The 13,149-nt window shown below is 65.0% G+C and carries 11 protein-coding genes and 1 pseudogene; 4 read left to right on the forward strand and 8 right to left on the reverse strand.

Annotation, left to right across the window (positions count from 1 at the left end; genetic code table 11):
- Positions 1-292: 292 nt before the first annotated feature.
- The 4 genes from lpdA to IF690_RS12400 are packed head-to-tail and all read right to left on the reverse strand — an operon-like array spanning position 293 to position 5,288.
- A complete protein-coding gene (gene lpdA / locus IF690_RS12385; protein WP_202700277.1) occupies positions 293-1,684 on the reverse strand; it encodes a dihydrolipoyl dehydrogenase in 1,392 nt (463 codons plus the stop codon).
- An 18-nt stretch (positions 1,685-1,702) separates the two neighbouring features.
- Positions 1,703-2,992, reverse strand: coding sequence for a dihydrolipoamide acetyltransferase family protein (locus IF690_RS12390; protein ID WP_202700278.1), 1,290 nt, complete (start codon positions 2,990-2,992; stop codon positions 1,703-1,705).
- A complete protein-coding gene (locus tag IF690_RS12395) occupies positions 2,993-4,051 on the reverse strand; it encodes an alpha-ketoacid dehydrogenase subunit beta (protein ID WP_202700279.1) in 1,059 nt (352 codons plus the stop codon).
- Position 4,052: 1 nt separating this feature from the next.
- Entirely contained in the window at positions 4,053-5,288 is a 1,236-nt protein-coding gene (locus IF690_RS12400) for a 3-methyl-2-oxobutanoate dehydrogenase (2-methylpropanoyl-transferring) subunit alpha (RefSeq protein WP_202700280.1), read from the reverse strand.
- A gap of 197 nt (positions 5,289-5,485) precedes the next feature.
- Between IF690_RS12400 and bkdR the strand changes: the two genes are divergently transcribed.
- On the forward strand, positions 5,486-5,974 hold the full coding sequence (gene bkdR, locus IF690_RS12405) for a Bkd operon transcriptional regulator BkdR (protein ID WP_007923098.1): 489 nt from the start codon (positions 5,486-5,488) through the stop codon (positions 5,972-5,974).
- Between the two features lie 150 nt (positions 5,975-6,124).
- Here bkdR and IF690_RS12410 read toward each other — a convergent pair whose 3' ends face one another.
- Together IF690_RS12410 and dapF are read right to left on the reverse strand one after the other, a co-directional pair.
- Positions 6,125-7,066: a polysaccharide deacetylase family protein gene (locus IF690_RS12410; protein WP_202700281.1), complete on the reverse strand. Its 942-nt coding sequence runs from the start codon at positions 7,064-7,066 to the stop codon at positions 6,125-6,127.
- 219 nt (positions 7,067-7,285) lie between these two features.
- Complete coding sequence (dapF, locus tag IF690_RS12415; protein WP_202700282.1) at positions 7,286-8,080, reverse strand: diaminopimelate epimerase; 795 nt, start codon at positions 8,078-8,080, stop codon at positions 7,286-7,288.
- Positions 8,081-8,376: 296 nt separating this feature from the next.
- Here dapF and IF690_RS12420 point away from each other — a divergent pair, with 296 nt between their 5' ends.
- Together IF690_RS12420 and IF690_RS12425 are read left to right on the forward strand one after the other, a co-directional pair.
- A complete protein-coding gene (locus IF690_RS12420) occupies positions 8,377-10,050 on the forward strand; it encodes an MFS transporter (RefSeq protein ID WP_202700283.1) in 1,674 nt (557 codons plus the stop codon).
- A complete protein-coding gene (locus IF690_RS12425; protein ID WP_202700284.1) occupies positions 10,047-11,192 on the forward strand; it encodes an HlyD family secretion protein in 1,146 nt (381 codons plus the stop codon). Before IF690_RS12420 ends, IF690_RS12425 begins: the two co-directional genes overlap by 4 nt.
- A 114-nt stretch (positions 11,193-11,306) precedes the next feature.
- Here the strand turns inward: IF690_RS12425 and IF690_RS28980 are convergent.
- Together IF690_RS28980 and IF690_RS12430 are read right to left on the reverse strand one after the other, a co-directional pair.
- Positions 11,307-11,606: pseudogene (locus IF690_RS28980) on the reverse strand (copper homeostasis membrane protein CopD); the annotation flags it as partial.
- A gap of 99 nt (positions 11,607-11,705) precedes the next feature.
- Positions 11,706-12,146: an acetyltransferase gene (locus tag IF690_RS12430; RefSeq protein WP_202700285.1), complete on the reverse strand. Its 441-nt coding sequence runs from the start codon at positions 12,144-12,146 to the stop codon at positions 11,706-11,708.
- Between the two features lie 239 nt (positions 12,147-12,385).
- On the opposite strand from IF690_RS12430, the gene IF690_RS12435 reads away from it, so the two are divergent.
- Positions 12,386-13,006 carry a TetR/AcrR family transcriptional regulator gene (locus IF690_RS12435; protein ID WP_007922198.1) on the forward strand — a complete coding sequence of 207 codons (621 nt, stop codon included), beginning with the start codon at positions 12,386-12,388 and terminating at the stop codon, positions 13,004-13,006.
- Positions 13,007-13,149 lie beyond the last annotated feature (143 nt).

Consider the following 13,149-nt stretch of genomic DNA (forward strand, 5'->3'; position numbering starts at 1 on the left):
CTCTATCGCTTAACAACCGTCGCAACGGCTCAAGGCTTCTGACGTTTTTTGGATGGGCACAACAATACTGCATTCCGGGGGGCCACCGCATCCCGGGCGATGGGAGGGGAAGCAAAAAAACTTAGCCTGCTCATGAACCCTCCTGTCGTCCTGTGGCGCGAACCCTGTAGCCGCTGCCGCAGGCTGCGATCGGCCTCGAAGAGGACGTGCTCTTGAGATCCTTGAAGGCCCTGCGGGCCTTATCGCAGCCTGCGGCAGCGGCTACAGGGTGTTGCCTCCCGGTGTTGCGTTTTTACAGATGCAAGGCGTGGCCCAGGGCCCGCAATGCCGCTTCCTGCACCGCCTCGCCCAGGGTCGGATGGGCGTGGATGGTGCCGGCGATATCTTCCAGGCGCGCGCCCATTTCCAGGGACTGGCCGAAGGCCGTGGACAGCTCGGACACGCCGGCGCCCACTGCCTGCCAGCCGACAATCAGGTGATTGTCACGGCGTGCCACCACCCGCACGAAACCGCTTTTCGCTTCCAGGGTCATGGCGCGGCCGTTGGCGGCGAACGGGAAGTTCGAGACGATGCAGTCCAGGCCGGCTGCCTTGGCCTCGTCCGGCGTCTTGCCGACCACCACCAGTTCCGGGTCGGTGAAGCACACCGCGGCAATCGCTGCCGGGGTGAATTCCCGGTGCTGGCCGGCGATCAGCTCGGCGACCATCTCGCCCTGGGCCATGGCCCGGTGCGCAAGCATCGGTTCGCCGGCGAGGTCGCCGATCGCCCAGACGTTGCGCATGCTGGTCTGGCAGCGGTTGTCGATGCGGATGGCCGAGCCGTTCATCTCCAGGTTCAGCGCTTCGAGGTTCCAGCCCTGGGTGTTCGGCTTGCGCCCGACCGCCACCAGCACCTGATCGGTTTCCAGCTCCAGGCTGTCGCCGTTCGGGTCGCGCACCTGCAAGGTATTAGTCCCGGCATCGAAGCCTTCGACGCTGTGCTTGAGGTAGAGCTTGATCCCCAGTTGCTTCACCGATTCGAGCACCGGTTGGCTCAGCTCGGCGTCATAGGCCGGCAGGATGCGCTCCTGGGCCTCGACCACGCTGACCTCGGCGCCGAGCTTGCGGTAGGCAATGCCCAGCTCCAGGCCGATATAACCCCCACCGACCACGATCAAGCGCTTGGGCAGGGCCTTGGGCGCCAGGGCTTCGGTGGAGGAAATGATCGGCCCGCCAATCGGCAGCATCGGCAGGTTGACGCTTTTCGAACCGCTGGCCAGCAGCAGGTGCTCGCACTGGATACGGGTGTCGGCGCCTTCGATCTCCACGGTCTTGCCGTCGATGACCCTGGCCCAGCCACGGATCACCTGGACCTTGTGCTTTTTCAGCAGGGCGGCGACGCCGGTGGTCAGGCGGTCGACGATGCCGTCTTTCCATTCCACGCTCTTGCCGATGTCCAGGGTCGGCGCCGAGACGTTGATGCCCAGGGCCGAGCCCTGGCTGTGATGCCGGGTCTGCTGGAACTGTTCGGCGACATGGATCAGCGCCTTGGACGGGATGCAGCCGATGTTCAGGCAGGTGCCGCCCAGCGCCTGGCCTTCCACCAGGATGGTCGAGATGCCCAGCTGGCCGGCGCGGATCGCCGCCACATAACCGCCAGGGCCACCGCCGATGATCAGCAAGGTAGTGTTCAGCGTTTGTTGCATGCCTTACTCCAGAAATGCCTATTCAACAAAGAGACTGGCGGGTTGTTCGAGCAGGCCACGGATGGCCTGGATGAAGAGCGCCGCGTCCATGCCGTCGACCACCCGGTGATCGAAGGAACTGGAGAGGTTCATCATCTTGCGGACCACGATCTGGCCTTTGATCACCATCGGCCGTTCGACGATCTTGTTCACCCCGACGATCGCCACTTCCGGCAGGTTCAGCACCGGCGTGCTGACGATGCCGCCCAGGGCGCCGAGGCTGGTCAAGGTGATGGTCGAGCCGGACAGTTCGTCGCGGGCCGCCTTGCCTGCGCGCGCGGCTGTGGCCAGGCGTGAGATTTGCGCGGCGCTGTCCCACAGGCTGCGGGCTTCGGCGTGGCGCAGCACCGGCACCATCAGGCCGACGTCGCTTTGCGTGGCCACCCCGACATGCACCGCGCCGTGGCGGGTGATGACCTGTGCTTCGTCGTCGTAACGCGCGTTGATCTGCGGGAAGTCGCGCAGGGCCACGACCAGGGCCCGCACCAGGAACGGCAGCAGGGTCAGCTTGCCGCGGCTGGCGCCGTGTTTTTCATTGAGGTGCGCGCGCAGTTCTTCCACGGCGGTGACGTCGATTTCCTCGACATAACTGAAGTGTGCGGCGCGTTGGGTGGCTTCCTGCATGCGCTGGGCGATCTTGCGGCGCATGCCGATCACCGGGATCTGCTCTTCGTCATGACGCTCGGCATAGCCGGATGGCGTCGAGCCGCCATGGGCGCGCTGATTGCCCTGGGCCAGGTAAGCGTCCAGGTCCTCGTGGAGGATGCGTCCGGCCGGGCCGCTGCCCTGCACGAGGCGCAGCTGGATGCCCAGGTCCAGCGCATGCTTGCGCACAGCCGGGGAGGCCAGCGGACGCTCGTCGGCGTCGCGGGCTACCGGTGCCTGTGGCGCGGGGCGGCACGCGGCGGCAGGTTTGTTTTCCAGCACTGGCGCGGCTTCGACCTTGGGCGCCACCACTGCGGGTGCCGCTTCTTTAATAGCCGCGGGTTCCTTGGCCGCCTGATCGGAGGCCTTGAGGTTGCCGGCGCCTTCGACCTCGATGCTGATCAATACACTGCCCACCGCCATCACTTCACCGGGCTGGCCGCCCAGGGAGATGACCTTGCCGTGCACCGGGGAGGGGATATCCACCATGGCCTTGTCGGTCATGACGTCGGCCAGCACCTGGTCCTCGACCACCAGGTCGCCGACCTTGACGTGCCACTGCGCCAGTTCTACTTCTGCGATGCCTTCGCCGATGTCCGGCATCTTGATAACGTGCGTGCCCATTCAGACCTCCATGACCCGTTGCAAAGCCGCGCCCACTCGGGACGGGCCAGGGAAATACGCCCACTCCTGCGCGTGCGGGTAGGGGGTGTCCCAACCGGTCACGCGCTCGATAGGCGCTTCCAGGTGGTGGAAGCAGTGTTCTTGCACCAGCGACACCAGCTCGGCGCCGAACCCGCAGGTGCGGGTGGCTTCGTGGACCACCACGCAGCGGCCGGTCTTCTTCACCGACTTGACGATGGTCTCCAGGTCCAGCGGCCACAGGCTGCGCAGGTCGATGACCTCGGCGTCGATCCCGGTTTCCTCGGCGGCCACTTGCGAGACATACACCGTGGTGCCGTAGGTTAGGACGGTCACGTCCTTGCCCGGCCGGGTGATGGCGGCGACGTCCAGCGGCACCTTGTAGTAGCCGTCCGGCACCTGGGCCGAAGGGTGTTTCGACCAGGGGGTCACCGGGCGCTCGTGGTGGCCGTCGAACGGGCCGTTGTACAGGCGCTTGGGCTCGAGGAAGATCACCGGGTCATCGTTTTCGATGGAGGCGATCAGCAGGCCCTTGGCGTCGTAGGGGTTGGATGGCATCACGGTGCGCAGGCCGCAGACCTGGGTGAACATCGCCTCGATGCTCTGGCTGTGGGTCTGGCCGCCGTAGATGCCGCCACCGCAGGGCATGCGCAGGGTCATGGGCGCGGTGAACTGGCCGGCGGAGCGATAACGCAGGCGCGCGGCTTCGGAAATGATCTGGTCCGAGGCCGGGTAGACGTAGTCGGCGAACTGGATTTCCGCCACCGGGCGCAGGCCGTAGGCGCCCATGCCGACGGCGACGCCGACGATGCCGCTTTCCGAGATCGGTGCGTCGAACACCCGCGAGGTGCCGTACTTGGCCTGCAGGCCTTCGGTGCAACGGAACACGCCGCCGAAATAACCGACGTCCTGGCCGAACACCACCACGTTGTCGTCACGCTCTAGCATCACGTCCATGGCCGAGCGCAGGGCCTGGATCATGGTCATGGTGGTCGTGGTCATGGCGGTTTCCAACTGGATATTGTTGTTGTGGTCGTTCATGTCAGATTCCCAGTTGCTGGCGTTGGCGCTTGAGGTGCTCGGGCATTTCCTTGTACACATCCTCGAACATGGTCGCGGCGCTGGGGATCTGCCCGCCGGCGAGGGTGCCGTACTGCTCGGCCTGTTTCTGCGCGGCGATGACTTCGGCTTCCAGTTCGGCGCTGACCGCGGCGTGTTCCTCTTCGGACCACTGGCCGATCTTGATCAGGTGCTGCTTGAGGCGGGCAATCGGGTCGCCCAGGGGGAAGTGGCTCCAGTCGTCGGCCGGGCGGTACTTGGACGGGTCGTCGGAGGTGGAGTGCGGGCCGGCGCGGTAGGTGACCCATTCGATCAGGGTCGGGCCGAGGTTGCGCCGGGCGCGTTCGGCAGCCCAGCGGGACGCGGCGTAGACCGCGATGAAATCGTTGCCGTCCACCCGCAGCGAGGCGATGCCGCAACCGACGCCGCGTCCGGCGAAGGTGGTGGCTTCACCGCCGGCGATGGCCTGGAAGGTGGAGATCGCCCACTGGTTGTTGACCACGTTGAGGATCACCGGCGCGCGGTACACGTGGGCGAAGGTCAGGGCGGTGTGGAAGTCCGACTCGGCGGTGGCGCCGTCGCCGATCCAGGCCGAGGCGATCTTGGTATCGCCCTTGATCGCCGAGGCCATGCCCCAGCCCACGCCCTGCACGAACTGGGTGGCCAGGTTGCCGGAGATGGTGAAGAAACCGGCTTCTTTTACCGAGTACATGATCGGCAACTGGCGGCCCTTGAGCGGATCGCGCTCGTTGGACAACAGCTGGCAGATCATGTCCACCAGCGGCACGTCGCGGGCCATCAGGATGCTTTGCTGGCGGTAGGTGGGGAAGCACATGTCGTCGATGTTCAAGGCCAAGGCCTGGGCGCTGCCGATGGCTTCCTCGCCGAGGCTCTGCATGTAGAACGACATCTTCTTCTGGCGCTGGGCGACCACCATGCGGTTGTCGAAGGTCCGCGTCTTGAGCATGGCGCGCATGCCCTGGCGCAGGATCTCGACAGGCATGTCTTCGGCCCAGTCGCCCAGGGCGTTGCCCTGGTCGTCGAGCACGCGAATCAGGCCGCGGGCCAGGTCGGCGGTGTCGGCGGGTTCTACATCGATTGGGGGTTTGCGCACCGTGCCGGCGTCGGTCAGACGCAGGTAGGAGAAGTCGGTTTTGCAACCGGGACGGCCTGAGGGTTCGGGCACGTGCAGGCGCAGCGGTTCGTACGCTTGGGTCATGGCTTGTCTACGCTCGATCTTGTGAATTTCTTGTAGTGGGCGCGCTGAGCTGACAGTCATTCTTTGGGTAAAAGAAATCTTGTCCTACAACAATCATAGGCCGGGCCAAGGAGAATATTTATCTCTGTTTCGTTGCGCTAAAGATGATTTGCAGATAAAAAATCTGCATAAACATAAAAAACAGGTTGATTTGTCTCATGCGCAAACTGGACCGTACCGACATCGGCATTCTCAACAGCCTCCAGGAGAACGCCCGCATCACCAACGCCGACCTCGCCCGTTCGGTGAACCTTTCGCCCACCCCATGCTTCAACCGCGTGCGCGCCATGGAGGAGTTGGGCCTGATCCGCGAGCAGGTGACCCTGCTGGATGCCGACCTGCTGGGGCTGCACGTCAACGTGTTCATTCACGTCAGCCTGGAGAAGCAGGTGGAAGAGGCATTGCAGCACTTCGAGGAGGCCATCGCCGACCGCCCGGAAGTCATGGAGTGCTACCTGATGGCCGGCGATCCGGATTACCTGATCCGCGTGCTGGTGCCGACCATCCAGGCCCTGGAGCGCTTCATGATGGACTTCCTGACCAAGGTGCCCGGCGTGGCCAATATCCGTTCCAGCTTCGCCCTCAAGCAGGTGCGCTACAAGACCGCGCTGCCGTTGCCGGCCAATGGCTTGACGCTGGGCAGTTGACGGGCGAACGGCAGGCCTGGCCTCTCGCGAGCAAGCTCGCTACAGGGACTGCACGGGTCCTTGTAGGAGCGAGCCTGCTCGCGATAAAAATCGGCAGGCCGCCGCCGCTCGCGGAACGACCCGCCGACCGCCCGGCCAACATATGACGCCTCAATCGTTGTACGCCGCCTCGCTGTTATCGATCAGCGGGTTGTTCTCCGTCAGCACGATCTGCGCGATCCGGTCCTTGCGCATAAAGCTGACCTTCGGGTGGGACTGGGCGTAGCGGATAAAGCGCTCCACCGCTTCGACCATCGCCGGCGTGCCGCCGATACGGTCGTGCAGGCTCACCGACATCATCCGCCGCCGGCTCGCGCCTTCGGCGTACAGGCGATCGAACTCCAGCACCAACTGCTGGTAGAACTGTTCGGCGGAGAAGTGCCGGCCCTCGATCAGCACGATGTCGTTGTTGCGCAGGGTGTAGGGCACCACGGCGAATTGCTTGCCGCGCACCAGGGTGACGAAGGGCTCGTCACGGCTGACGTCGTCGATGTGGTAGGTGAAGTTCAGCTCCTGCAACACCTTCAGGGTATTGGGGCTGCGCCGCAGCCAGTTGGCGTTGTAGCCGACCGAGCGCTGGCCGGTGAGCTTCTGCACCGCGTCCACGCCATCGCTGATGAATTGTTTTTCCTGGGCATAGCTCATGTTGTAAGAGTCGGCCCAACGCATGCCGTGGGCCGCCACTTCGTGGCCGCGCTCGGCGATGGCCTTGACCAGCTCCGGGTGTTTCAGCGCGGCTTCACCGACCACATGGGACGTGACCTTGATGCCGGTGCGGTCCCACAGGTCGAGCAGGCGCCACAGGCCTTCCTTGTGGCCGTAGTCGAACCAGGTGTTGGCCGGCAGGTCGGGGTAGCCCTTGGGCAGCGGGCTTGCGGAAAACGGGCTTTCGGCGCCCTCCGGCTGGCCACCGGTCTCGAACTGCATGGAAAACGACAGCACCAGTTGCGCGCCGTCCGGCCAAGGGCGCTCCTGGGCGAACGCCAGGGCCGGCGCCAGCAGGCTGAGGGCGAGCAGGCGCTTGAGCCAGCGCGAGTGTTTGTGGGGGGACATGGTGGCACTCCTCGAGGAAAAAGTGCCGATAGGCTGGCATCCGGTTTCTGCTTGAAAAATCCCCTCGAAACCAGATCACCTTTAAAGAAAATTTACCAATCGAGTCCGGGGAGGGCGTCGCTGCCGCTGGCCTCATCGCGAGCAAGCTCGCTACAGAGTTTGCGCAAATCCTGTAGGAGCGAGCTTGCTCGCGATCAGATCCACCAAACGCCGCGGCTCTCAGATCACCCCGCTGAACACCCGCTCCACCACCCCGGCCAGGCGCACCTTGCCCTGGCCGTCCCAGCTGACGGTGACCGGGCCGCCGTCGCACAGCACCTCGACCGGGCTGTCCAGCAGGCCGCGGCGTATGCCGTTGACCGCCGCGCCGCAGGCGCATGAGCCGGACCCCAAGGGGATGGCACCGTTGCGTTCCCAGATACGCAGGCGAATGGTCCGGCGGTCGATGACCTGGACGAAGTGCACATTGGTCTTCTGCGGGAACAGCGGATGGGCCTCGATCCGCGGGCCCAGGGTCGCCACGTCGATGGCGTGCAGGTCCTCGACGAAAAACGTGCAGTGCGGGTTGCCCATGCTGCACGCCGCCGGCTCGCCGGGCAGGGGCAGGGCCAGGCTGTCGAGGGCCGTCGCCAGCGGGATCTCCTGCCAGGCGAATTGCGGCACACCCATCTCCACCGACACCGACTGATCGTCCAGGCGCAGGCAACGCTGGATACCGCGGACGGTCTTGACCCGCACCGAGTCTTCGCCGCTTTCGCGCATCAGCAGGTCGGCCGCGCCGCGGGTGGCGCTGCCGCAGGTGCTCAGGCTGGAACCATCGGCATTCCAGAAGGTCAGTTGCGCCGCCGTCTCGGGGCAATGGCTGAGCACCACCAGTTGATTGAAACCCACGCCGCGCTGGCGGTCGCCCAGGGTCCTGGCCAGCTCGCCGGTGATCGGGTTGTCGCACCCACGGGCATCGATGAGCATGAAGTCGTCGCCGTTGGCATGCAGCTTCTGGAAGGACAGGGGCATTGCGGGGCTCCGTGGGAGGTACAGGTGACGGCCGATTCCAGGGGGTGGGCAGCGGCCATGATAGGCAGGGCCTGTGGCGGATTTGCGTCAGTGCCACGGGTATTTCGTCAGGTGGCCGGCAGCGGGATGAAAAAATCCTCCGCGGCGTGATTGGCTTTGCATAAAGTTCGTCAATCGAGCCCGGCAGTGTGCCTGGGGCCCGAGGTTTTCCGGCACACTGCCGGGCAACCCGGGACAACTCTGGAGCGTCCGCCACTCGGGCGGACATGGAACAAGGTCAGTGCATGGCAAGGTCAATGAATAGCTACGCCCCGCGCAACTGGCAACCCCACGAAAAGCCCAGCTTGCCCGGTTCCCCCTCGACGCCGCTGCACCCCACCCACAAGCGCCTGGCCTTTGCCCTGGTCGGTTTGCTGGTGGCGATCACCGGCGGCCTCGGCAACGCCCTGGTGGTCGCCAACCTGCCTTACCTGCAAGGGGCGCTGGGCGCGACCACGGCGGAAATGGCCTGGCTGCCGGCGGCCTACGTGATGACCAACGTGTCGATGAACCTGCTGCTGGTGAAGTTTCGCCAGCAGTTCGGCCTGCGTGCCTTTACCGAGGTGTTCCTGGTGCTTTATGCGCTGGTCACCTTCGGCCACCTGTTCGTCAACGACCTGAGCTCGGCCATCGCCGTGCGCGCGGCCCACGGCATGGTCGGCGCGGCCCTGAGTTCCCTGGGCCTGTACTACATGGTCCAGGCGTTCCCGGCCAAGTGGCGGATGAAGGCCCTGGTGCTCGGGTTGGGGGCCTCGCAACTGGCCTTGCCCCTGGCCCGGCTGTTTTCCGAAGACCTGCTGCAGATCGCCGAATGGCGCGGCCTGTACCTGTTCGAGCTGGGGCTGGCGCTGGCCTCCCTGGGCTGCGTGTTCCTGCTCAAGCTGCCGCCCGGCGACCGTTTCCGCACCTTCGAGAAACTCGACTTCCTGACCTTCGCCATCCTCGCCAGCGGCGTCGCGCTGCTGTGCGCGGTGCTGTCCCTGGGGCGCATCGACTGGTGGCTGGAGGCGCCGTGGATCGGCTATGCCTCGGCCGGTTCCATCGTGCTGATCCTCGCCGGGCTGGCCATCGAACATAACCGCAGCAACCCGATGCTGATGACCCGCTGGCTGGGCAGCGGGGCGGCGATCCGCCTGGCCCTGGCGGTGATCCTGATCCGCATGGTGCTGTCCGAGCAGTCCACCGGCGCCGTGGGGTTTCTCCAGGCGCTGAACATGAGCAGCCAGCAGATGCGCCTGCTGTACGGGGTGATGCTGCTGGGCAGCATCGCCGGCCTGGCCACCAGCGCCCTGACCATCAACCCGGCGCACCTGTTCATGCCGCTGGTCATCTCCCTGGCGCTGATGGCCGTGGGCTCGGTGATGGACAGCTTCTCGAATAACCTCACGCGCCCGGCCAACATGTATGTCAGCCAGTTCCTGCTGGCCTTCGGCGGGACCTTCTTTCTCGGCCCGACCCTGGTCCTGGGCACGCGCAACGTGCTGACCAACCCGCGCAACCTGGTGAGCTTCTCGGTGCTGTTCGGCATCTGCCAGAACCTCGGCGGGCTGATCGGCTCGGCGCTGCTGGGGACCTTCCAGATCGTCCGCGAGAAATACCATTCCAGCCATATCGTCGAGCAACTGGTGCTGATGGACCCACGGGTGCTGGGCCGGGTGCAGGGCGGCGGGGCGGCCGTCGCCGGGATGATCGCCGACCCGCAGGCGCGCGAGCTGCAAGGCATCCGCAGCCTGGCCAGCGCCGCCACCCGCGAAGCCAACGTGCTGGCCTACAACGATGTGTTCATGCTGATCGCGGTGATCGCCGTGCTGACCATGATCTGGATCTTCATTCGCAGCCTGTGGCTGATGAGCACGACCAAGGCGGTCGCGCCCGCCACTTCAACCCCAGCCACGACTCCCGTCCAACCCAGCGGTGCCATTTCTTCATGACCGAACCGACCATCACCACCACCAACGCTATTGCCTCGACGCCGGAAGGCAGCACGCCGCCCTCGATGCCGATCACCGAGCCGCGTTCGCTGCGGGTGCGGATCATCTCGTCCCTGGGGTTCGCCGCGATCGCCATCGCGGGCGTGCTGGTCGTGCTCTATGCCTGGCAGCTGCCGCCGTTCAGCAGCGCCATCGAAAGCACCGAGAACGCCCTGGTGCGGGGCCAGGTGACGATCATCGGGCCGCAGCTCAGCGGTTATGTGTTCGAGGTGCCGGTGCAGGACTTCCAGTTCGTCAAGGCCGGCGACCTGCTGGTACGCCTCGACGATCGCATCTACAAGCAGCGCCTGGAGCAGTCCCTGGCCCAGCTGGCGTCGCAGAAGGCGGCCCTGGCCAATGTGGTGCAGCAACGCAACAGTGCCGAAGCCACCATCAAGCTGCGCCAGGCGGCGCTGGCCGACAGCCAGGCCCAGGCGCGCAAGAGCGCCGCCGACCTGCGCCGCAACCAGGAACTGATCGCCGACGGCTCGGTGTCCCAGCGTGACCTGGACGTGACCCGCGCCGCCAACGCCCAGACCCTCGCCGCGGTGGCCCAGGCCCAGGCGCAGCTGGACATCGCCCGCCAGGACCTGCAGACGGTGATCGTCAATCGCGGTTCGCTGGAGGCCGCGGTGGCCAATGCCGAGGCGGCGGTGCAGCTGGCGCGGATCGACCTGTCCAACACCCGGGTCACCGCGCCGCGCGATGGCCAGCTGGGGCAGATCGGCGTGCGCCTGGGGGCCTACGTCAATTCCGGTGCGCAGTTGATGGCGCTGGTGCCGAACCAGCTCTGGGTGATCGCCAACATGAAGGAAACCCAGATGGACAACATCCGCGTCGGCCAGCCCGCAAGCTTCACCGTCGATGCGCTCGGCCACCGCAAATTCCACGGCCATGTGCAGCGCATCTCGCCGGCCACCGGCTCGGAGTTCGCCTTGTTGCAGGCCGACAACGCCACTGGCAACTTCGTCAAGATCGCCCAGCGGATACCGGTGCGCATCAGCGTCGACCCCGACCAGGCAGAAAGCGAACGCCTGCGCCCGGGGATGTCGGTGGTGGTGAGTATCGATACGGCCGGCGAGGGTGGTTCGCAGTTCGAATGACGCGCCTGCCCTGTAGGAGCGAGCTTGCTCGCGAAAAAACTCAACGACGACGCGTTCACACAGGGGCATCGCCGCTTTGCGGCTATCGCGAGCAAGCTCGCTCCTACAAGGGGGCAGGCGGTTGAACAGGGCCAGGGCGAACAGGCCGCACACCCGCAGCACGTTGAGCGGCAGGGTCAGGGCAAAGCCGGACAGCAACGGTGTTGGCCACAGCTGTCCCGTTAGGCCCCGCACCTTGACCCGCCCGCTGAGGCTCAGCCCGGCCACCAGCCCATAACTGTCCCCACTGAAACGCCGCAGCAGCTGGCCCAGCGGCTGGCCGTCCGGCTGCCGCAGAAGCATCAGCAGCCCCCGCCAATCGCCGAGCCACAGGCTGACGCAGCCCAGGTGGACAATCTGGTTGAGCATCAGCAAGCAGATGGGAAATACCTGTTCAATGAGTCTCGGGCAGTCGCTGCGCCGATGGGGACATGGACCGCGGCAGGGGCGCGGGATGAAACATCGGCGCGCTGTTCAAGGGGTTTGCAGGCGCATATGGATGATCGGGAACGGCCGGCCCTGGCCGTCGGTTGCCGAGCGGCCGACCTCTACAAAACCGCAGTGCCGATAAAAACCATGGGCCTGGGGGTTTTGTTCGTTGACGTCGACACTGAGCCGCGGATGCCGGCCGCGCACATGGTCCAGCAGTTGTCGGCCAACGCCCTGGCCACGGCGGGCCGGTTCGACGAACAGCATTTCCACCTTTTCGCCGGCGTTGGCGATAAAGCCGGCCGGGGTGCCGTCGTCATCCTCCAGCAACCAGACCTCGAGGGCCGGCAGGTAGGTGTCGCGCACCAGGGGGTAGAGCAGTTGGATATCGTCTTCGCTGATGAAGTCGTGTGTGGCCCGCACCGAGCGTTCCCACAGGGCGGCGAGTTGCGGATCGTCCGCGGGCCAGCGTTTTCGAATGTGCATGAGCATGATCCATGGCGGCGTTGCAGGATGGCCGAAACCCTCAGGGTTCGGCGGCGAAAGTCCTGCCTGCATGTCCGTGTCGCGAATCAACGCCTGGACGGAACACTTCAGGTGCCTGGGAAGAAGGCGGGAAGGATCCTAACCAATCGTTTTTCCCGGGGAAAGCCAGGTTCAGGAAGTTTCGTTTTTGTACGAAGGCCAATGGTAGTCTTGCAGCAGACTGTTTTCAGGGAGCCCATATGGGCAATCACAAGATCGAGATCCGTCGCAGCAACGTCGAGAAGATCCTCCTGGCGGCGGAAAAGGTATTCGCCGAAAAAGGTTTCAGCGGCACCGCCATGGCCGATATCGCCGCCGAAGTGCAATTGCCGCGCTCCAACTTGCATTACTACTTCAGCACCAAGAGCGAGCTGTACAGCGCGGTGCTGCTGGAGCTGCTGGAACTGTGGAAGCAGGACGCCCTGTGCTTCGAGATGTTCGACGACCCGCGGGTGGTGCTCAGCAGCTACATCCGCGCCAAGATGAACCATTCCCGCAGCCGGCCCTATGGCTCGAAAGTCTGGGCCAACGAAATCATCCACGGCGCGCCGACCCTGGGCGAGGCGCTGGATGCCAGCCTGTACGACTGGGCGAAGATGAAGGAAGCGAAGATCCGCCAGTGGGTCGAAGACCAACGCATCCTGCCGGTGGAGCCGTCGAGCCTGCTGTATATGATCTGGGCCTCGACCCAGCACTACGCCGACTTCGACCACCAGATCATGATCATCAACGAGCACCAGCCGCTGTCGGACATGCAGTTCGAAAAGGCAGTGCAGACCGTGACCAGTGTGATTTTGCGCGGGATTGGGCTGGAGCCCTGATACGGCGAGGCGTTCACGAAACCTGTAGCCGCTGCCGAGCCCAGGCGAGGCTGTGATCGAGGACGCAGTCCTCGCCAAACCTGCCGATGCAGTCTGTCAGCAAGAATGCGGTGCCTGGTTTGGCGACCGCTGCGCGGCCGAGC

Source organism: Pseudomonas sp. SK3(2021) (assembly GCF_016772375.1).
GTDB classification, from domain to species: Bacteria; Pseudomonadota; Gammaproteobacteria; order Pseudomonadales; family Pseudomonadaceae; genus Aquipseudomonas; species Aquipseudomonas chlororaphis_I.